The organism is Streptomyces sp. NPDC048278, from assembly GCF_040652195.1.
In the GTDB taxonomy this organism is placed as follows: domain Bacteria; phylum Actinomycetota; class Actinomycetes; order Streptomycetales; family Streptomycetaceae; genus Streptomyces.
Genome location: NZ_JBEZLP010000054.1, coordinates 1 through 18,569, shown reverse-complemented (window position 1 = coordinate 18,569; position 18,569 = coordinate 1). Strand labels below are relative to the sequence as shown.

General features: G+C 71.5%; 17 protein-coding genes. 10 read left to right on the top strand and 7 right to left on the bottom strand.

The genetic code is table 11. The features are described 5' to 3' along the window. Positions 1–70: 70 nt before the first annotated feature. Together AB0D74_RS47280 and AB0D74_RS47275 are read left to right on the top strand one after the other, a co-directional pair. Positions 71–640 (top strand): hypothetical protein, encoded by a 570-nt coding sequence (locus tag AB0D74_RS47280; RefSeq protein ID WP_362601687.1) that lies wholly within the window; start codon positions 71–73, stop codon positions 638–640. Positions 641–763: 123 nt separating this feature from the next. Then, positions 764–1,216, top strand: a complete 453-nt coding sequence (locus tag AB0D74_RS47275) for a hypothetical protein (protein ID WP_362601684.1) — start codon at positions 764–766, stop codon at positions 1,214–1,216. A gap of 7 nt (positions 1,217–1,223) precedes the next feature. On the opposite strand, the gene AB0D74_RS47270 is transcribed toward AB0D74_RS47275, so the two are convergent. Next, the gene (locus AB0D74_RS47270) at positions 1,224–1,733 is read right to left on the bottom strand and encodes a DUF2165 domain-containing protein (protein ID WP_362601681.1); all 510 of its coding nucleotides are present in this window, start codon (positions 1,731–1,733) and stop codon (positions 1,224–1,226) included. A 138-nt stretch (positions 1,734–1,871) separates the two neighbouring features. Between AB0D74_RS47270 and AB0D74_RS47265 the strand changes: the two genes are divergently transcribed. Next, a complete protein-coding gene (locus AB0D74_RS47265) occupies positions 1,872–3,314 on the top strand; it encodes an aminotransferase class V-fold PLP-dependent enzyme (protein ID WP_362601678.1) in 1,443 nt (480 codons plus the stop codon). 31 nt (positions 3,315–3,345) lie between these two features. Here the strand turns inward: AB0D74_RS47265 and AB0D74_RS47260 are convergent, their stop codons facing one another. Then, a complete protein-coding gene (locus AB0D74_RS47260) occupies positions 3,346–5,055 on the bottom strand; it encodes an ATP-binding cassette domain-containing protein (protein ID WP_362601675.1) in 1,710 nt (569 codons plus the stop codon). A 206-nt stretch (positions 5,056–5,261) separates the two neighbouring features. Here AB0D74_RS47260 and AB0D74_RS47255 point away from each other — a divergent pair, with 206 nt between their 5' ends. Together AB0D74_RS47255 and AB0D74_RS47250 are read left to right on the top strand one after the other, a co-directional pair. After that, positions 5,262–7,676: a tetratricopeptide repeat protein gene (locus AB0D74_RS47255; RefSeq protein WP_362601672.1), complete on the top strand. Its 2,415-nt coding sequence runs from the start codon at positions 5,262–5,264 to the stop codon at positions 7,674–7,676. 187 nt (positions 7,677–7,863) lie between these two features. Further along, positions 7,864–8,412 (top strand): DUF1062 domain-containing protein, encoded by a 549-nt coding sequence (locus AB0D74_RS47250; RefSeq protein WP_362601669.1) that lies wholly within the window; start codon positions 7,864–7,866, stop codon positions 8,410–8,412. 110 nt (positions 8,413–8,522) lie between these two features. Here the strand turns inward: AB0D74_RS47250 and AB0D74_RS47245 are convergent, their stop codons facing one another. After that, a complete protein-coding gene (locus AB0D74_RS47245; protein WP_362601667.1) occupies positions 8,523–8,708 on the bottom strand; it encodes a DUF397 domain-containing protein in 186 nt (61 codons plus the stop codon). Then, entirely contained in the window at positions 8,705–9,517 is an 813-nt protein-coding gene (locus AB0D74_RS47240; RefSeq protein WP_362601664.1) for a helix-turn-helix transcriptional regulator, read from the bottom strand. Before AB0D74_RS47240 ends, AB0D74_RS47245 begins: the two co-directional genes overlap by 4 nt. A 113-nt stretch (positions 9,518–9,630) precedes the next feature. Here AB0D74_RS47240 and AB0D74_RS47235 point away from each other — a divergent pair, with 113 nt between their 5' ends. Beyond that, positions 9,631–10,047, top strand: a complete 417-nt coding sequence (locus AB0D74_RS47235) for an ATP-binding protein (protein ID WP_362601661.1) — start codon at positions 9,631–9,633, stop codon at positions 10,045–10,047. Positions 10,048–10,337: 290 nt separating this feature from the next. Continuing rightward, positions 10,338–11,450, top strand: coding sequence for an ADP-ribosylglycohydrolase family protein (locus AB0D74_RS47230; protein ID WP_362601658.1), 1,113 nt, complete (start codon positions 10,338–10,340; stop codon positions 11,448–11,450). A 40-nt stretch (positions 11,451–11,490) separates the two neighbouring features. Here AB0D74_RS47230 and AB0D74_RS47225 read toward each other — a convergent pair whose 3' ends face one another. The 3 genes from AB0D74_RS47225 to AB0D74_RS47215 all read right to left on the bottom strand — a co-directional run bounded on the left by AB0D74_RS47225 (position 11,491) and on the right by AB0D74_RS47215 (position 15,136). After that, a complete protein-coding gene (locus AB0D74_RS47225) occupies positions 11,491–12,285 on the bottom strand; it encodes a hypothetical protein (protein ID WP_362601655.1) in 795 nt (264 codons plus the stop codon). 263 nt (positions 12,286–12,548) lie between these two features. After that, positions 12,549–14,129, bottom strand: a complete 1,581-nt coding sequence (locus AB0D74_RS47220) for a sodium:solute symporter family protein (RefSeq protein WP_362601652.1) — start codon at positions 14,127–14,129, stop codon at positions 12,549–12,551. Between the two features lie 218 nt (positions 14,130–14,347). Further along, the gene (locus AB0D74_RS47215; RefSeq protein WP_362601649.1) at positions 14,348–15,136 is read right to left on the bottom strand and encodes an SDR family oxidoreductase; all 789 of its coding nucleotides are present in this window, start codon (positions 15,134–15,136) and stop codon (positions 14,348–14,350) included. A 74-nt stretch (positions 15,137–15,210) separates the two neighbouring features. Between AB0D74_RS47215 and AB0D74_RS47210 the strand changes: the two genes are divergently transcribed. The 3 genes from AB0D74_RS47210 to AB0D74_RS47200 all read left to right on the top strand — a co-directional run. Further along, positions 15,211–16,050 carry a hypothetical protein gene (locus AB0D74_RS47210; RefSeq protein ID WP_362601646.1) on the top strand — a complete coding sequence of 280 codons (840 nt, stop codon included), beginning with the start codon at positions 15,211–15,213 and terminating at the stop codon, positions 16,048–16,050. A gap of 126 nt (positions 16,051–16,176) precedes the next feature. Continuing rightward, entirely contained in the window at positions 16,177–17,349 is a 1,173-nt protein-coding gene (locus AB0D74_RS47205; RefSeq protein WP_362601643.1) for a low temperature requirement protein A, read from the top strand. A 203-nt stretch (positions 17,350–17,552) separates the two neighbouring features. After that, positions 17,553–18,569 (top strand): MFS transporter (locus AB0D74_RS47200; protein ID WP_362601640.1); only part of this gene is annotated, 1,017 nt, incomplete at its 3' end.

Genomic DNA, 18,569 nt, shown 5'->3' with positions numbered 1-18,569 from the left:
ACGATGATCCGACCCCTGTGCGAAGCAGCAGGGGGCCTCATTGCGCTCACAGCGGAGGAGATGCGTACCCGTGGCTGCCCGACTGCTGCCCTCCTGGGTCTGGGTCACCGGTCTGACGGCGGGGGCGACGGCGGCCGTCGTCTTCCTCGCCCTCCAGGCCGACAAGGGGCCCCACCCCACGGCCGCGACGGTCCGCCCGTCGGCGAGCGCGTCGGCGGGCGCCCACTCCTCCGCGTCACCGGCCCCGACGAAGGCCCCCGCGGTACCGGCGGCCTCCGGCTCCGGCCGCCGGATCGTCTACTCGGTCGGTGACAAGCGGGTGTGGATCGTCGACGCGAGCGGCAAGGCGACCCGCACCTTCACGGTGTGGCCGGGCACGGTGAGCCCCGTGCCCGGCTCGTACACCATCGGCAGGACCCTCTCGGCGACGACCGGCTCGGACGGCGTCCAGATCGAGCACGTCCTCTACTTCGCGTCCGGGTCGGGCCTGTCGATCGCCTTCTCCAACGCGGTCGACGGCTCCTCCCCGCCGCCCGCCGCCGGCAAGCAGACCAGCGGCATCCGCATGCACAAGGCGGACGGCGCGGCCCTGTGGACGTTCGGCACGGAACCGGACACCAAGGTGACCGTCGTCAAGTAGCCGTGGCCCGTCGCGTTCGTCGGCCCCGCCGTCGTCAGGCGTCGCAACGGAAACCCCCAGCCCCTCCACGGCGTCTTCCCTCCCGTGCGGCGTGCCGTGCCGCTCACGTACCGGGAGGTCTTCATGGTTCCACTCGTTCGCCCGCGCCGGTCGGTGACGGTGGCCGCCGCCGTGCTCGGGGCGCTGGCCACGCTGGCCGCGTGCTCCGTGGGCAACGGCGATCCCGACCCCGAAGCGGTGAGCGAGATCGCCGTCTGCACGGATGTGCCGGTCCATGCGTGGGTCACCATGAACATCGGAACCGAGAGTAAACCCGACAACCGGAAGGTCGACTACGAGGTCGACGCCAGCGGCCACGACCGGGACCCGTTCGGCCGCACCAAGGCCCTGGGGTGCGATCGCGCCGCCGGGGCGTTCGGGTCCCGCGTGGTCTTCAAGGCGCCGGGACTGAACGGGGGCCGGGCGTACGCGGTGACCGCGCCGGCCGACACCGGCCATCTCCTGGTGGTCCGGCTGACCGAGCACGCCGACGACACGGTGACCGGGAGCCAGGAACTGGTCGAGGCGCACGAATGAACAGGCCTCAGCCGTCGGCGTGTTGATCGTCCGAGTGGGTCAACTGAACCACCACCAGGGCGATCCCGGTCAGCACCAGGACCCGGGTCGCGGCGTCCAGCCCGTTCCAGGTCTTGGACTGCCACATGGAGAACCACTCGCCGCCGATCCCGATGAACCCGGCGCCGAAGAGCAGCACGAGCATCAGCAGACCGTAGGTGGAGAGCCGACGCGCCCGCGCGTCGTCGCGCCGGAACCACAGCACGGTCCCGGCGATCAGCACGAGCGCGGCCAGCGTCTCCCACACGATGATGAGGACGTAGGCGGTGTTCTCCAGTCCCTTGTCCGTGACGGCCCGCCACATCAGGTCGTCGTCCTTGAAGGTCGTGTCCATGGCCAGCACGTGCTGGACGAAGGCCTGGTTGGTGCCGAAGTCGGTGATGTTCCCGAAAGCGACGAGGGCGATGTAGAGAGCGACCGTTCCGGTCAGAACGGCAGCGGCAAGCGAGAGCGCACGAGGCGCGTGGGAGGTGGACATGCCACCGTCCTTCCCCAACCCGGCTGTTTACACCCCCTGTTCACGGGTCGCCGCGCGGCCTGCCGCCGTGGCCGACCCCTCGTACACGGGTACCTTGGTCGATGTCTCGTGCGAAGCGTGCAGTGCGAAGGGGGCCTCGTGGACGACGACTTCGCGGAGTTGCGGACGCGCGAGTTCGGCTATCTCGACGAGGGCGGGCACACCTACCTGGACCACACCGGTGCCGGACTTCCGCCGCGCTCCCTCGTCATGGGCAGCGCCCGGCGGATCACCGGCGGACTGTTCGGCAACCCGCACTCCGAGAGCCCGGCCTCCCGCGCCTCCGGGCTCCTGCTGGCCGAGGCCCGGCAGGCGGTGCTCCGCCACTTCAACGCCGACCCCGATGAATACACCGTGATCTTCACGTCCAACGCCACCGGCGCCCTGCGCCTGGTCGGCGAGGCGTACCCGTTCAGCCGGGGCAGCAGGCTCGTGATGTCGCTCGACAACCACAACTCGGTCAACGGGCTGCGGGAGTACGCGCGGGCACGGGGAGCCGCGACCGTGTACGTACCCGGTCTGCGCATCGACGAGAGGCGGCTGTTCGCCGCCCTGTCCGCGGCCGGCCCCCGCGGGGGCACCGGCGGTCTGTTCGCGTATCCCGCGCAGAGCAACTTCACGGGTGTCCGGCACTCGCTGGACTGGATCGCCGCCGCCCAGGCGCACGGCTACGACGTGCTGCTGGACGCGGCGGCCTTCGCGCCGACCAACGTCCTGGACCTGAGCCGCCACCACCCGGACTTCACCGCCGTCAGCTGGTACAAGGTCTTCGGGCACCCCACCGGCGTCGGCAGCCTGATCGCCCGCCGGCCGGCCCTCGCCAGGCTGCGCCGTCCGTGGTTCTCGGGCGGCACCGTCCATGCCGTCAGCGCCCAGGCCGAGTGGCACGTCCTCGCCGCCGACGAGGCCGCCTTCGAGGACGGCACCGTCAACTTCCTCTCCCTGCCCGACGTGACCGCCGGACTCGCCTGGATCGACGGCATCGGCATGGACCGCGTACACGCCCACGTCACCGCGCTCACCGCCCGACTGCTCACCGGCCTGCGGGCGTTGCGGCACAGCGACGGCTCCCCGCTGGTGCGCGTGTACGGCACCGACCGCGCCGCGGCGGACGGCACCGACTACGCCGCGGCGGACGGCACCGACCGCGCCGCCGTGGAGGGTACGGACGCGGACCGCGGCGGCACGGTCGCGCTGAACGTGCTCGGGGCGGACGGCCGGATCGTCGACGAACGCGTCGTCACGCGCGACAGCGCCGCCCACGGCATATCCCTGCGCACGGGCTGCTTCTGCAATCCGGGCGCCGGAGAGGAGGCGTTCGACCTGCCACTGACCCGGCTGCGCTCGGCGGCCGGCACCCAAGTCGCGTCACTGGAGGAGTACTTGGAGCTGCTTGAGCTGCCGTCGGCGGGTGCCGTCCGGGTCTCCCTGGGCGTGGCGTCCCAGCCCCGGGACATCGAGACGTTCCTCGCGTTCCTGACGGAGACCTACCGGGACCGGGTGCCGACGGCTGCCGGGCTGGCCGCGCGGGAGAGCTGCTGAGCCGGTGCCGTCCCGCCCGTCCCGCCGGGGTTCACCGCCCCGCCCGGCTCCGCTCCGCGCCGTCCCGGCACTTGCGCAGCAGGACCCCCCAGGTCCAGGCCAGGAACACCAGCGTGAAGCCCGCCAGGATCACCCAGCCGCGCTGCGCCGGATGCCCGAACGAATCCCCGTACGACGCCAGCAGCGGCGGACCGAGCGGTGAGCGGCCCGCCCGCCACAGCGGCTCAAGACCGACCCCGCTGCCCAGCGCCTCGAACGCCCAGCGATTGGTCATCGCCCAGCTGATCGCCTTCCCGGCCACCGTCATCCGGGGCACCGGCACGAAGGCGCCCGAGAACAGCACCTGGGGGAAGCAGAGCAACGGCAGCATCAGCGTCGCCTGCCCCGGCTCCGACACGGCCGCCGACGCGAGCAGCCCGAGCGCGAGGGCGGCGGCCGAGGCCAGCACGCTCGACGCGAACAGCGAGCCGTACGTGTCCCAGCCGGCCGCGGGCAGCCGGTCGAGGGCGCGCAGCACCAGCAGCAACAGCCCGTCCGCGACCGCGAGCACCGGCAGCATGGTCGTCAGCTTCGAGGCGACGTAGGGGCCGATCCGCAGCCCCGCGAGCCACTCCCGGCGCAGGACCGGCAGCTCGGTGCAGATCTGCAGCAGGCCGTAGGTCAGCCCGAAGAAGAACGCGCCGAACGCGATCCAGAACATGATCATCGCCGAGGAGCCCGGATCCGGGGCCGCCGGATCGAACGCGCCGGACCGGAACAGCACCGCGAACATCGCGACGATCATCACCGGCGAGCCCGCGAGGACGGCCACCGAGAGCCGGTTGTGCAGCAGCAGCGCGGTACCGCGCCGGGTCAGCAGCGCCCACTGACGCAGGGCCCCGACCCGCCTCGGCCGCGCCTTCGGTGACACGGCATCAGGAAACTCCGGGACCTCCACGGCCACGGCCCCTTCCACGCGCGCGCCGCCCGCCACCGCCTCGTACACCTCCTCCACGCTGTCGGCCCCGAAGGCCTCGAACAGGGCGGCCGGCGCACCCGCGTACGCGACCTCGCCGCCGGCGGAGAGGAACACGACCTGGTCGGCGCGGAGCAGATCGGCGAGGACATGCGTGGTCAGCACGACGGTGGTGCCGTCCTCGGCGAGCGTCCGCAGGGTCCGCAGCAGGGCCGCGCCGGTGACCGGGTCGAGCCCGGACGTCGGCTCGTCGAGGAAGAGCACCCGGGGACGGGTGAGCAACTCGACCGCGATACTGGCCCGTTTGCGCTCACCGCCGCTCAGCGCCCGCACCGGGATCTCCGCTCGGTCCGCCAGCCCGAGCGTCTCCAGCACCCGGTCGACGGCGTCGCCCACGTCCCCGGCGGAGGTCCCCGGCTCCATCCGCAGCCCCGCCGCGTACACCAGCGTGCGGCGCAGCGGCAGCTCGCGGTGGATGATGTCGTCCTGCGGGACGAACCCGAAGTCCGGCCCGGGCGGCCCCGGACGCGCCCCGTCGTGCAGCACCTCGCCGCCGCTCGGCGCGCTCAGCCCCGCCAGCGTCTGCAACAGCACGGTCTTGCCCGCCCCGCTGCTCCCGGCGATCACTGTGAGCCGCCCGGGCCCGACCTCGACCGAGACGTCGGTCAGTATCCGCCCTCCCCCACGAACCTCCCGGCTCACCCGACACGCTTGCAGCCGCAGGCCGTCGACGGACGGTCGGAGGGTCTCGGCGGACACGTCGGGGCGCGGGGGCGGTATCGGCATGGGGGCAGCATGCCAGGCGGGCCGTGACGTCCGTCGTCTCCTCGCGCTGCCGGTCGTGACGGGCCGTCGTCGGACAGAGATCCTCGCCGACACTTCGGAACGTATTCCGAAGTCGATACGTGTGCCGAAGTCGAGCGCCATGGGGACCGTCCGGGCGCCGGACCCTCTGCCAGACTTGGCGTGGGCCGACTGCGGGGGAGGCGTGGATGGGGTCGACGCGGCCGTCGATGCAGGAGCTGATCGGGCGGCGCCGGAGGGCCGGGTTCGTCGGGCGGGCCGAGGAACGGGCCGCGTTCCGGCGCAACCTCTCGCTGCCGCCCGAGGACGAGCGGCACCGGTTCCTGTTTCACGTGCACGGTGACGCCGGGGTCGGGAAGACCTTTCTGGTACGGGAGTTGGAGCAAGTCGCCCGGGAGGCAGGGGCACTGACCGCGTACGTCGACGAGGGCGCGGGCAGCGTGCCCGAGGCGATGGCGACGATTGCACGCCAGTTCGTCGCCCAGGGGCGGCGCTTCAAGGAGCTGGAGAGACTCCTGGCCGCCCACCGGGAGCGGCGGCACGAGGCGGAGGCCGCCCTGGTGATGGGCGGTCCGGCGGAGCCGGAGGGGCCGTCGGCGGGCAGCCTGGCGATGACACGGGCCGCGCAGGTGGGACTCGGGATGGTCCCGGTGGCCGGTGCCTTCGCCGTCGCCCTGGACACGGACCGCCTCGCCGAGGGTGTCGACCGGCTCCGGGCCCGCTTCCGCAGTCAGGAGGACGCCCAACTGGTGCTGTCCCCCGAGATGGTGCTGACCCCGGTGCTTCTCGGCGAACTGGCCGGCGCGGCCGACACCGCCCCCTGGGTCGTCCTCCTCCTGGACACCTACGAGCGCACCGGCCCGTTCCTCGACCCCTGGCTGCACGACATGATGACCACCGACCGCTACGGCGCTCTACCCGCCAACGTCGTCGTGGTCACCTCCGGCCAGCACCCCTTCGACACGGCCCGCTGGGGCAGCTTCGCGGACTTCAGGACCGACCTGCCGCTCGGCCCGTTCACGGAGGCGGAGGCCCGCGGGTTGCTCGCGGACAAGGGAGTTCGGGACGAGCCGGTGGTCGCCGAGGTTCTGCGGCTCACCGGCGGCCTGCCCGTGCTCGTCACCGCCCTGGCCGAACAGCGCCCCACCGGCCCGGACGACGTGGGCGACCCCAGCGCCACCGCCGTGGAACGCTTCCTGAAGTGGGAGCCCGATCCGGCCCGCCGGTCCGTGGCCCTCGCCTGCGCCCTGCCCCGCCGCCTGGACCTGGACGTCTTCCGGACCGCCGTGGACTGCCCGGCCGAGGACGCCGACGCGCTCTACGACTGGCTGCGCCGCCTGCCGTTTGTGACCGAGCGCCCCGACCGGCTGACCTACCACGACCTGGTCCGCGACGCGATGCTCCGGCTGCGCCGACGGCACTCGCCACGCGGCTGGACACGGGAGCACGAGAGACTCGCGGAGGCCTACAGCGGCTGGCGCGAGGAGGCGGCGAACGGCCTGCGCCCCGGCACCGAATGGGACCATCGGCCATGGCGCGAACTCCTCCTTGAGGAGACGTACCACCGGTTGTGCGCCCGGCCGCAGACCGCCCTGCCGATAGCGCTGAACGCCTTCCTGCTGGCCTGTGTAGCGGATCCGGCGGTCGGCCGCCGCTGGGCGGCCATGATGGCGGAAGCGGGCGTCACCGCCGACGCCCCTGCCGTACGGGACTGGGGCCGCCGCCTGGGCCGGGCCCTCACCGACGGCGTGACCGAGGCCATGGACCTGCTGCTGACCCGGCCCGACCTGGACAGCGCCGGCCGGGCGCTGGCACATGTCGTCAGGGGCCGGGAACTCCGCAACGCCGGGGACTTCGGCCGCTCCCTGGCCGAGTACGACCGGGCGATCGAACTGGACCCGGAGCGGCCGACGGCCCACTACGGTCGTGGCCTGTGCCGCCGGGCCCTGCACGACCTGCACGGCGCCCTCGCCGACCTGGACCGCGCGGACGAACTCGCCCCCGACACCGCGCTGTTCATCGCGGCCCGGGGCGAGACCCACCGACTGGCCGGCCGGTTCACCGAGGCGCTGGCCGACCTCGACCGGGCCGTCGCCCTGGAACCGGCCGACGCGAGCACCCTGGCCTCGCGAGGGGTGTGCCGACACGCGGTGGGGCAGTACGACGCGGCCCTCACCGATTTCGACCGCGCGCTGAGTCTCAACCCGGGGCATCTGTGGGCGCGGGTGCGCAGGTCACGACTGCGCGGCGCCCGGGGGGAGTGGGCCGAGGCCTTCGCCGACCTCGACGAGGCGGTCCGGCGCGCGCCCGACCGAGCCTGGCTCGCCTCCGAGCGCGGCGACGCCTACCGCCGCGCGGGCCGCTTCGCGGACGCGGTCACCGAACTCACCCGGGCCGTCGCCCTGCTCCCCGACTACCCGTCCGCCCTCGCCGGCCGGGGCGCGGCCCTCCACGAACTGGGCCGCACTGAGGAGGCGTTGACCGACCTCGACCGGGCCATCGAGCTGGACCCCGACTTCGAGTGGGCGAGGGAGACGCGGGCCCGGATACGGCTCCGGCTCGACGAGGGGGACCAGCGCCTGCCCGGCGGACCGATCACGTGACGGCGTTCGAAAACCGGTGGAGCAGCGCCACCGTGCGCCGTTACCGTGCTGCCCAGCCAAGTCGTCCAGGCAAGGACGTGCTGTTGTACACCGTGTGAGACCTCCCGAGAGCTGATCTGTCGCGCGTCGCGCATATGCGCCGCGCTCCTTTTTGCTGCGGATTTCTCACTGAAACCGGTGTACTTCTGTGCTCAATAGCTGGGTGGTCATGCCCACCTGCCTGCCGACCGTTCTCCGTCGCTGCCACGCGTGCGCGTCCGAGCGATTCCGGGCGAACGGCAAGTTCCGTGTCAACGCACACCACAAACTCCTCGACGCCTGGCTCCTCATGCTCTGCACCGCCTGCGGGGACACGGCGAAGCTCACGGTCCTGGAGCGGATGAACGTCCGCTCCGTACAGCCCGAACTGCTGGACCGGATGCACGACAACGATCCGGACCTGGCAGCCGAGTTGCTCCAGGATCCGCTCCTGCGGCGCCACAACCGCATCGCCCTCGACTGGGACGACGCATGGCGCCTCGACACCGGCGGATCGGATCACCTGGACCGCGAGGCGATCGACGTCTCGGTCCACTTCGCGGCGCCGATCCCCGTCCGGCCGGTACGACTGATCGCTGACGGTTGCGGCCTTTCGCGGGCCCGGGTCGAGCGACTGATCACGGAGGGGAAGCTCGTCTCGGCGGTCCGGCTGAGCGGCAGGCTCTCCGACGACTTCACCTTCACGCTCAAGCGCTGAGTCCTCCCGGGACCACCGGCCTGTCCGGCATCATCCGCCGGACAGGCCCAGGAACGCCATGACGGTCATCGTGACATCGATCGCCAGAGCACTCACGTCCAGACCGCTGGTCACGGACGGGAGATCTCCCGCACGAACCCGACCCAAGAGGCGCCGGCGAAGGCGAGCGTGGCCCTGTCCTTGTCCTTGGAGTCACGGACGTGGACGGTGGCGGGGGCTATCGCGATCTCGACGCAGTCCGGGCCGTCGTTGCTGCTGTAGGTGCTCTTGAACCAGTTCAGCGCGTTGGGGGTCATGTTTCTTCTCCCAGCACTTTCTCGATGAAGGCCCGTGACTCCCGTGGCGGGAGAGCTTGCGCCCGGATCATTCCATAGCGCATATCCAGGATCTGGACTTCCCGGGGATCACTGATCACACGACTGTGCAGCTGGGCTTCGGAGTGCCCGAGGGTCTTGCCGTCCTGGAGCTTGAGCAGCCGAATCGGACCGGCCATGCCGGCGTGGTCCTCACGGTCCGTGGGCATCACCTGGATTTCCACGTTCCTCAACTTACCGAGTTCCAGCAGATGTTCGAGCTGGTGGCGAAGCACCATTCTCCCCCCGACCGGTCGACGTAGCGTCACCTCTTCCTGGACGAAGGTGAGGAGCGGCGGGGGCACCCGTTCGAAGACGCGGCGGCGTGCCATACGGGCGGCGACCTGACGTCCCAGCTCATCCTCCGGGTATGCGGGCCGCCGCATGGCGAACAGCGCCCTCGCGTACTCCTCCGTCTGGAGCAGGCCGTGCATGTTGTGGTTGGCGTACGCCCCGAGTTCGACCGCCTCGTCTTCCAGCTTGGCCAGATCCCGAACCTTCTTCGGATACCGAGCCCTCTCCACGTCCTCCTTCATGGACGCGAGCTTCCCGCCGGCCCCCAGCACCTCGTCCGCCTTCTCCAGGAAGTCCGGCTTGGGGATCCGGCGCCCCCGCTCCACCGCGGACACCATCTCCTCGCTGTACCCGATGACCGCACCGAGTTCCGCCTGCCGCATCCCGGCGGCCTCCCGCCACACCTTGATCTGCCGCCCGACCGCCCTGAGTACGGCCTCGGCCTCCTCGTCCTCCACGCCCGCTCCCTCCGACGTACCACCCGTACGGCATCGCCCGACGCCCGGACAGTCACGCTCTGTGCCGGGTTCATCACTGTTCAGAGTAGGGAGGGTTGACCACGCTGGGTGACATGACCCAGAAATCCCTCACGCGCCACTTCACGGTCCAGCTGTCCGCGACCCGCAGAGGCGCCCGGCTGGCGCGACTGCTCACGGAACGCCAACTGGACGACTGGGGGCTGTCGCACGAGTCCGCGACACGGGTCGTGGCCGAGCTGGCGTCCAACGCCGTGCTGCACGGACGCGTCGCGGGACGGGACTTCCGGCTGGGGCTGCGGCTGCATCCCGGCGGAGCCCTCCGTATCGAGGTGACCGACGCCCGGGGCGACCGAGTGCCGTGCGTCCACGCCCCGGTGGCCGCCGACGCGGAGTCGGGGCGCGGTCTGCTGATCGTCGAGGCGTATACGGAGCGTTGGGGCGTGGACCCGGCCCCGGCCGGATGCAAGGTCGTGTGGGCCGAGCTGGCACCGGGACGTGACGGCCCATGACCCGGCGGCTCCCGAGAGGGTGGGCTGAGTCAGTCCGACCTCTTCGGTGGGCGCGGGTTCATGAGCTTTCTGCCGGTACCACGCCACGAGTGCGTCTACGTCTGCAACATCACGTGGCACGACTGACCCCTTTTTCGTCCTGACCGTCCTTACCTGGCCGAAAGCCGCCCACTCGGGGCCACACAACCCACACTTCGCATACCTAACTGTCCTCTGAACGGACCGTTCCCGGTCGATTACAGTGCTGAGCGCTCGTATGTACGGACGGTGCCCGTGAGGAGGTCATGGTGGTGAGTGCGACGTTGGGTGCCGTCTGGGGCCGGGTCGAGCAGCAGGACTTCCGGAGCCGGGTGCGCGGGACGCTCCTCGGTACGGCCGTGGGGGACGCGCTCGGCGGGCCCGTGGACGGGCTGACGCTGGAGGAGATACGGGCGGCCTACGGGCCGGAGGGGCTGGTCGACCTCGGGTTCGGGTACGGGCGTCGCGGGACCGTGACCCATCACACGCAGCTCACCCTCTTCACCGTGGACGGGTTGATAAGAGCCCAGGTGCGCAGGGACACGGGAGCCTGGCATCCGCCCACCGACCTGCACCGGGCCTATCTGCGGTGGGCGGCCACCCAGCGGGACTGGGGGCCGGACGAGCGGCGGGCGGAGGACGGGTGGCTCGCCCGGGAGGAGTGGCTGTACGCGCGCCGGGAACCCACCCGCGCGCTGCTGCTCGGGCTCGGGGACGAGCGGATGGGGACGCTGGAGGCGCCGAAGAACCCGGACGACATGGGGCCGGAGGCCGTCGCCCGGTCGGCTCCGTTCGGGCTGCTCGTCGGCTGGGAGCCGCAGCTCGTCGTACAGCTGGCGGTGGAGTGCGCGGCGCAGACGCACGGGCATCCGACCGCCTGCCTGTCGGCGGGCGCGTACGCGGTGATCGTGCACGCGCTGGCCCGGGGGGACTCGCTGGACGGCGCCGTGCAGCGGGCGCTGGCCCTGCTCGCGGCCCGGCCCGGCCACCAGCCCGTCTCCGACGCGCTCCAGCACGCGCTCGGCGCCGTACGGCAGGGGATGCCCTCGCCGGCCCGGGTCGAGGAGCTGACCGGGGACGGGGCTGCGGACGGGATGCTGGCCGCGGCGGTGTACTGCGCGCTCGTCGGCGAGGACGTACGCCACGGGCTGTGCCTCGCCGTCAACCAGGCCGGTCCCTCCGCCGTCGCCGGCGCCCTCACCGGCGGCCTGCTCGGTGCCCTGCACGGCGAGACGGCCCTCCCGCCGGCCTGGGTGACCGAAGTGGAGGGCCGCCAGACCGTCCTCGAACTCGCCGACGACTTCGCGATGGAGATGACCCAGGGACCGGCCCTGCACAGCCCGGTGGGCGCGTCACCGGGGTGGCTGGCGCGCTACCCGCGTTAGCGCCTGCCGGGTGCCGCCTGCCGGGTGCCGGCTGTTCCGCTCAGGGGGCGCGGCGGATTCTGACCCCGTCGGCTTCGAAGTCGTAGACGGTGCGGTTGATCCGCAGGCCGTCGACGGCCCCGATCCACATGTTGTCGCGGCCCTTGCTCACCCCGGCGGTGTAGATGACCGGCTCGGCGCCGCCGTCATTGAGCGCGGACAGCAGGTTCTGGAAGGTGCACTGGGTGGTCAGGTTGCAGCCGGTCGTGGTTCCCGCGCTCCCGGTGAGGAACCAGGTGCCGGTCGTGGTGGCGTCGAGGTAGGGGCTCCACCGGTTCAGCTGGGCCGTTGCCAGGGGAGGCGGATTCCACACCATCGAGGAGTAGGTGGTGGCGTTCGCTCCGAGGTTCGGGTTGATCTCGAACTTGATGTTCGGGAGGTTGGCGGCGCCGCCGTAGGAGACGTTCTCGCCGGTCTGGAAGACGTGGAAACCGACCTCGCGCAGTCCGAGGACCGGATTGCCGTAGAAGTCGATCTCGTTGCCGAAGTGGACGGCCTCGCTGGGCGGAGTGAGGTTGGTGGAGTTGCTCGCCACCTCGATGCCGAGGCTGCCGCGTCCGTAGGGCGGTCGCGCGGCGGGCAACGGTACGCCGAACGAGCCGAACGGGCCGGTCCGCAGCGCGGCCACGGGAGAGCCGATCGTGTTGCGGGTGATGACACCCCAGTGGTCGGGGTTTCCCCGTTCCCCGTCGGTGGCGGCGGCCGATCCCGGGACCGCCGAGACGGCGACCGCGAGCAGCGCCGTGACCCCGAGCACCGTCTTCCGCGTCCCCCCGAAGCAGGCTTTCACGCTCACTGTCTTCCTTCCGTGGTCCGTGCAGGAGCAGGACGGGCACCGGGGCCGGGCCCTGCGTGGTGCACGCCACGCTAAGGAACCTCCGCTGGGGAACCATCACGACGCACCAGGCATATGAGCTGATTAGTCACGATGGCTCCCCGGAGTCCCCCTGCCGGCCGAAGCCGGATCGGCTTCCGGGACGACGTTCCCGAGGCGCCAGGCGGGGGCTGCTGTACCTCGACGTGAGACGTGACGGGATGACGCCGTCCCGGTGGAGTCGGTCAGTCCTTGGCCGGTGACTCCAGCGTGTCGCCGCCGCCCGCCGGTGCCTGGGCCGGGACCGGGATCGCCGCGGCCGTGCTGTCGCCGTCCGTGTTCACGGTCTCGATGACCGCGAGGCGTTCCGGGGTGTCCTCCGGCTTCAGGTAGCCGATGAGGATGTAGAGGACCAGGGAGACGGCCAGCGGGACCGAGACCTGGTACTGGAGGGGGACGCCGCCGTCCACGTTCCAGTTGATCGGGTAGTTGACCAGCCAGAAGGCGAACAGGCCGGCCGCCCAGCTGGTGAGCGCGGCCGTGGGGCCGGAGCGGCGGAAGGGGCGGAGCAGGCCCAGCATCATCGGGATCGCGATCGGGCCCATCAGACCGGCCACCCACTTGATGACCACGGTGATGATGTCCTTGAAGGTGGGGGAGTTGATCTGGGTGGCCACCGTCATGGACAGGCCGAGGAAGACGACCGTGGTGACGCGGGCCGCGATCAGGCCGGAGCGTTCGTTCCACGCCCGCGCCCGCTGCGAGACGACCGGGGCCACGTCACGGGTGAAGACGGCCGCGATCGCGTTGGCGTCGGAGGAGCACATCGCCATCGTGTGGGAGAAGAAGCCGACGATGACCAGGCCCAGCAGGCCGTGCGGGAGGAGCTGTTCGGTCATCAGGCCGTAGGAGTCGGAGCCGTCCGGCTTCTGGGCGTGGACCAGGAGCGGCGACATCCACATCGGGAAGAAGAGGACGACCGGCCAGACCAGCCAGAGGGCGGCGGACAGGCGGGCGCTGCGCTCGGCCTCCTTCGGGCTGCCCGTCGCCATGTAGCGCTGGGCCTGGTTGAGCATGCCGCCGTTGTACTCGAAGAGCTTGATGAAGAGGAAGGCGAGGAGGAAGACCGTGCCGTAGGGGCCGACGAGCGGCTTGCCGTGGCCGTGCAGGGCCGGCTGGTTCCAGGCGTCGAAGAAGCCGATGCCCTTGTCGTTCAGCTTGAGGACGACGGCCACGAACATCGAGATGCCGGCCAGGAGCTGGATGACGAACTGGCCGAGCTCGGTGAGCGCGTCCGCCCACAGGCCGCCGATCGTGCAGTAGACGGCGGTGATCGCGCCGGTGATCAGGATGCCCTGGTTGAGGGAGACCCCGGTGAACACCGACAGCAGGGTGGCGATCGCCGCCCACTTCGCGGCCACGTCCACGATCTTCAGCAGCATGCCGGACCAGGCGAGGGCCTGCTGGGTGGAGAGGTTGTACCGGTTCTTCAGGTATTCGAGCGGGGACGCCACGTGCAGGCGGGAGCGCAGGCGGTTGACGCGCGGGGCGAAGAGTTTCGAGCCGATCGCGATGCCCAGCGCGATCGGGAAGGACCAGGTGACGAACGAGGTCACGCCGTAGGTGTAGGCGATGCCCGCGTACCCGGTGAACATCACCGCGCTGTAGCCCGACATGTGGTGCGAGATGCCGGACAGCCACCAGGGCATCTTGCCGCCCGCGGTGAAGAAGTCACTGACGTTGTCCACGCGTTTGTGCGACCAGACGCCGATCGCGACCATCACACCGAAGTAGCCGATGAGCACGGCCCAGTCGAGCCCGTTCATGCGCCCCCCTTCCAGGGTCCGCCTACTGAACTCCGCTCAGCTGGCTGGCACTTCGCATAAGCGGAGCGGGGACGGGGAAGGCCGCGAAGTGCCCGCTCATCGTGGGTTCCTTTACGAGGGCACGACAAGCGGGCGTAAGGTCAAGGGAAAGTAAAATCGTTCGTCTTCCTGACCTTGGTTCATGAATATGAACCCCGTGATGGTCCGGAAATCGCCCCTCAGCGCATCAGCTCCCCCGCGTTGACCAGCAGCGACTGGCCCGTGATGGCCCGTGCCCGGTCCGACGCCAGGAACACCGCCGCGTCCGCCACGTCCCCGTCCGTCGCCAGCTCCGGCAGCGCCATCCGCCCGGTCAGCCGGCCCAGCACCTCGTCCTCCGGCACCCCTTCCGTGTGCGCGGTGAACTGGACGTACGCCTGCACCGGCGGCCCCCACATCCAGCCCGGCAGCACGGTGTTGACCCGGATCCGGTGCGGTCCCAGCTCCCGGGCCAGCGAGTACATCGCGCTGGTCAGCGCCCCCTTGGAGGCGGCGTACGCGGCCTGCCGGACCTGCGAGGGCGCGGCGACCGCCGACTGCGTCCCGATGAAGACGACCGAACCGCCGCCCGCCGCCCTCATCCCCGGCAGGCACGCCCGGGTCATCCGCAGCGTCCCCAGCAGGTTCACGTCGATCACCGAGGCCCAGGTGGCGAAGTCGGCGTCCTCGACCCCGCCGAAGTAGGAGTCCCACGCGGCCACCTGGACCACCGCGTCGATCCCGCCGAACCGCTCCCGGGCCAGCGCGGCCAGCGCCGCGCACTGCCCCTCGTCGGTGATGTCGGTGGGCAGGTACGCGGTCCTGGTGCCCTCCGGATCGATCCCGGCCGCGCTCTTCGCGAGGTTCGCCTCGGTCCGCGCACCCAGCACCGCGTTCCCGCCGTCCCGTACGACGGCCGCCGCGACCTGGTGCCCGAGCCCGGCGCCGACTCCCGAGACGACGACGGTCTTGCCCGCGAGCAGCGACATGGAAGCCTCCTGAACCCTGGCGCTTTATCTGACGGAGCGTCAGAGTATGGGCGACCACCGGAAAGGGGAACCGCATGAGCGACGACACCCGCAGTGACGTCTACGCCGAACTCGCCGCCGTGGGCCCGTACGGCGTCCACCCGGGCCACGCCCTCATCACCATGGTCGAACCGCACCCCGGGCACGAGTACGCGTACAACCGCTGGTACGAGGACGACCACTACTACGCGGGCGCGATGGCCATGCCCTGGATGTACGCCGGGCGCCGCTGGGTCGCCACCCGGGACCTGCAACTCCTGCGCTACCCCGAGAAGTCGGCCGTCGCCCAGCCGGTGACCGCCGGGTGCTACATCTCCACGTACTGGATCACCGACGGCCGCTACGCCGACCACATGAAGTGGACGGTTGCCATCAACAGGCGGCTGAACCGGGACGCCCGGGTCTACCAGGACCGCACCCACGTCTTCACGGCGTTCCAGGACCACGAGGCCACCGTGTACCGGGACGGGGCCGCCGGGCCGCGCGACTTCCACGCCCTCGACCACCCCTACGCGGGACTGGTGGTGGAGGTCCTCGACAGCGATTCGGCGGAGCAACGGGCCGAACTGGTGGAGTGGTTGCGCGGACGGCACCTGCCGAAGAAGCTGGCGGGTTCACCGTCCGCCATGGTGACCCTCTTCCGGCCGACCCCGCTGCCCGGCGACCGGATGACGTACGTGAAACAGGTGGAGGGGGTGGACACCCGGCTGACCCTGCTCTGGTTCCTGGAGAGCGACCCGCGGGAGTGCTGGGACGACCGCTTCACCGGCCTGGACGAGGAGGTCGCCGGGTCGGGTCTCGGGCGGGTGGAGCTGGTCGCGCCGTTCGTGCCGACCGTGCCGGGCACCGACCGGTACGTCGCGGAGCTGCGCTGAGCCGGGAGACGTGTTCCGGCCGTCCCGGCGGCCGAGTTCCGACATCAGGCGCCGTGACTTCCCGCAGTGCGCGCCGGGTTTCCACCGCGTGCGGGCGCCGGGCGGGGGCCGTGTCCCCATACAGAAATGACCGACGCAACCGCAGCGACGACGACCGTTCCTGCCGTTCCGGCGCGTGACCGCACCACCTGGGCGGAGCTCTTCTTCGACCTGGTCCTCGCGTTCGGCGTGGGCCAGGTCGCCCACCCGATGGCCGTGCACCCGAGCTGGCCGGTGCTGGGCGAATGCCTGCTCGTGCTGGTCCCGCTCTGGTGGGCCTGGGTGGACGTGGTCATGGCGATGAACGCCGTGCTGGAGACCAACCTCCAGAGGGTGTTCCTGCTGCTGACCGCGCTCGCCGTCTACGGCATGGCCGTGGCCGCCCCGCTCGCCCTGGAGGACCGTGAGGCGGCCCTGCTGTACTCCGGAAGCTACCTCGCCCTGCGCCTGCTGATCGGGGAGGCGATCCGCAAGGAGTGCGCCCTCTACACCATCCACCCCTACCGGGCCGGACTCGCCTTCGCCCTGGTCCTGTTCGCCTGCGCAACCGTGCCGGCACCCTGGCGCGAGGTCTGCTGGGCCTGCGCCGTCCTGGCCGAGGTCGTCGCGCCCGTCGTACTCAGCGGCCACCTGCGCCAGTTGGCGTTCGGCGTCAACCATCTGCCCGAGCGGTTCGGCCTGTTCGTGATGATCGCCCTCGGCGAGAACGTCTTCGCCGTCGGCGCCGGCGCGGCCACCGGCACCCTCGCCCCGGCCGAACTCACCGCCCTCGTCCTCGCGTTCCTGGTCGGCTGCGCCCTGTGGTGGCTCTACTTCCACCTGGTGGCCTCGGCCGTCGCGCACGCCCTGCGCACCCACCCGACCCCGTCCGTCGTCGTCCGCGACGTGCTCAGCTACGGCCATCTCGTCCTGGTCGTCGGGCTGTTGCTGGTCTCCGTCGGCGCCACCCGCACCGTCCGCCACCCCCTGCACACCCCGGACGGGCTGAGCGCCGCCCTGCTGCCGTCCGGCGCCGCCCTCTTCATGCTGGCGTTCTGCTACACCCGCCGCCGCATGTTCGGCGCCGCGTCCGCCACCCGGTTCTACTGCGGCCTCGCCCTGCTCGCCCTCGCCCTGCCGTTCTGGCGGCTCCCGGGCGTGGCCACCCTCGCCGTCACCACCGTGCTGCTCCTGCTGGTCAACGCCGTCGAGCACTGGCTGATCAGCACCGGCCGGCAGGTGCCGCTGATCCTGCGCAACCGGGCGTTCGGGACGGCGTGACGGCGGCCCCGAGGCGGTCCGCCGGCGGCCCGGCGGCGGTCCTGCGGCGACCTGACGTAGTAGGGCGAGGGACCTGGGGGAGTGCCCGACGGCCTTCCGGAGCGGTCTCGGCGGGACGCGGAGCGTTTCTAGGTTCGCTGTATGGAACCTTCCGGCTCCCGCCTTTCCGGCACCGATGACGAAGAGGAAGAGGAGGTGGCTTGATGCCGTCCCGCAGCGCCCTACCCGGCCTGCTCTCCCTGTCACTTGGCTACTTCAGCCTCGGGACGATCTCGCTGGCGGTCGTCGGCCTGAACGGCCCGATCGGCGACGACCTGCACGTCCAGCCGGCCACGGTGGGCATCCTGGTCACCGTCTTCGCGCTGACCTTCGCGGTCTGCGCACCCACCGCCCCCATCCTGCTGCGCCGGTGGAACCGCAAGCGGGTGCTGCTCGTGGGCATCGGCCTGCTCACCGTCGGCGCGGCGCTCGGCGCCCTCGCGCCGAACTACGGCTTCCTCACCGTCACCCGGGTGCTCGGCGCGATGGGGGCCGCGGTCTTCGGGCCCGGCGCCTCGGCGGCCGGCGCGCTGATCGTGCCGCCCGAGCGCCGGCAGCGGGCCCTCGCCACGGTGTTCGGCGGCATGACGGCCGCCGCGGTGCTCGGCGTCCCGCTCGCCTCGTTCCTCGGCGGCTCGCTGGGCTGGCGCCCTGCACTGCTCGGGGTGGCCGCGCTGTCCGCGCTCTCGTTCGTCGCGGTCCTGGTGTTCGTCCCGGAGATCCCGGCCGGCGAACCGCCGACCGTCGGCGCCTACCGCGAGGCGATGCGCACGCCTGCCACCGCGGCGACGGTCACCACGACGCTGCTGTTCATGGCCGCCCAGTTCACCGTCTACGGCATCGCGGGCGCCTACCTGAAGGACCGCTTCGGCGCGTCCTCCGGGCTGATCTCGCTCACCCTGCTCGCCTTCGGCGTCATCGGGGTGGCGGGCAACGCGTGCGCGCCGCGGATCGCCGAGCGGCTGGGCGGCGGGCGCACGGTGAGCGTCGCGGTGCTCGGGCTCGCGCTCGGGTTCGTGCTGCTGCTGGTCGCTCCGCACTCCGCGCCCGGGGTGGTCTTCTTCGCGTTCTGGGCGTTCTTCAGCCAGATGTACCAGGCGCCGCAGCAGGCGCGGCTGGTGGAACTGGTGCCGTTGCAGCCGGGGCTGATCCTCGCGCTGAACGCCGCGGCGCTGTACCTG